This window comes from Bacillus sp. EAC (genome assembly GCF_002156875.1).
GTDB lineage: Bacteria > Bacillota > Bacilli > Bacillales > Bacillaceae_G > Gottfriedia.
In genome coordinates this window covers 1-1,006 of the sequence record NZ_NCSY01000027.1, presented here as the reverse complement: position 1 = coordinate 1,006, position 1,006 = coordinate 1, and the positions used below count along the sequence as shown (strand labels likewise).

General features: G+C 46.6%; 5 tRNA genes. All 5 read left to right on the top strand.

The window, feature by feature from the left end:
• Positions 1 to 342 precede the first annotated feature (342 nt).
• The 5 genes from B7R65_RS20980 (at position 343) to B7R65_RS20960 (ending at position 967) form a co-directional block, all read left to right on the top strand.
• Positions 343 to 418 (top strand) — tRNA-Lys (locus B7R65_RS20980).
• An 18-nt stretch (positions 419 to 436) separates the two neighbouring features.
• Positions 437 to 520: transfer RNA gene (locus tag B7R65_RS20975), tRNA-Leu, on the top strand.
• Positions 521 to 726: 206 nt separating this feature from the next.
• Positions 727 to 803: transfer RNA gene (locus B7R65_RS20970), tRNA-Arg, on the top strand.
• A gap of 5 nt (positions 804 to 808) precedes the next feature.
• Positions 809 to 885 (top strand) — tRNA-Pro (locus B7R65_RS20965).
• A 9-nt stretch (positions 886 to 894) separates the two neighbouring features.
• A tRNA-Ala gene (locus tag B7R65_RS20960) sits at positions 895 to 967 on the top strand.
• Positions 968 to 1,006 lie beyond the last annotated feature (39 nt).

The following is a 1,006-nucleotide window of genomic DNA, read 5'->3' as shown; positions in this document are numbered from 1 at the left end:
ATTATCGTGATTCATATTTTGATATAATAATCAATGTCCCAAGCAAATAAATCAAGTGATGATAGCGAAGAGGTCACACCCGTTCCCATACCGAACACGGCAGTTAAGGTGGAAGCGTGGTGACACGTGGAGCTGACTGATACTAATCGGTCGAGGACTTAACTAACAAGTTTGATAATGACATTATCTAGTTTTGAAGGTATAAAAAAGTGTAAAAACTTTAAAATATCTTTAAAAAAATGTTGACTTTGATTGATATTTTGTTATAATAATCAATGTCCCAAGCAAATAACTGACTTGTAATCAGTAGGTTGAGGGCACCCGTCCTTTAGTCGGCACTCCGAGCCATTAGCTCAGTAGGTAGAGCATCTGACTTTTAATCAGAGGGTCGAAGGTTCGAATCCTTCATGGCTCACCATTTTTAAGTAAATAACATGCGGGTGTGGCGGAATTGGCAGACGCACCAGACTTAGGATCTGGCGCCTTCGGCGTGGGGGTTCGAGTCCCTTCACCCGCACCATTTAGGTAGAGCAACTGACTTGTAATCAGTAGGTTGAGGGTTCAAGTCCTTTAGTCGGCACTCCGAGCCATTAGCTCAGTAGGTAGAGCATCTGACTTTTAATCAGAGGGTCGGGTGGTGGAATGGCAGACACACAGGACTTTAAATCCTGCGGGTGGTGACACCCGTGCCGGTTCGAGTCCGGCCCTCGGTACCATTTTTAATATGCGCCCGTAGCTCAATTGGATAGAGCGTTTGACTACGGATCAAAAGGTTATGGGTTCGAGTCCTTTCGGGCGCGCCATATTACGGGAAGTGGCTCAGCTTGGTAGAGCACCTGGTTTGGGACCAGGGGGTCGCAGGTTCAAATCCTGTCTTCCCGACCATTTAAACATGGGGCCTTAGCTCAGCTGGGAGAGCGCCTGCCTTGCACGCAGGAGGTCAGCGGTTCGATCCCGCTAGGCTCCACTTATAAAAACTTAAATAATTATTATGGCGGTGTAGCTC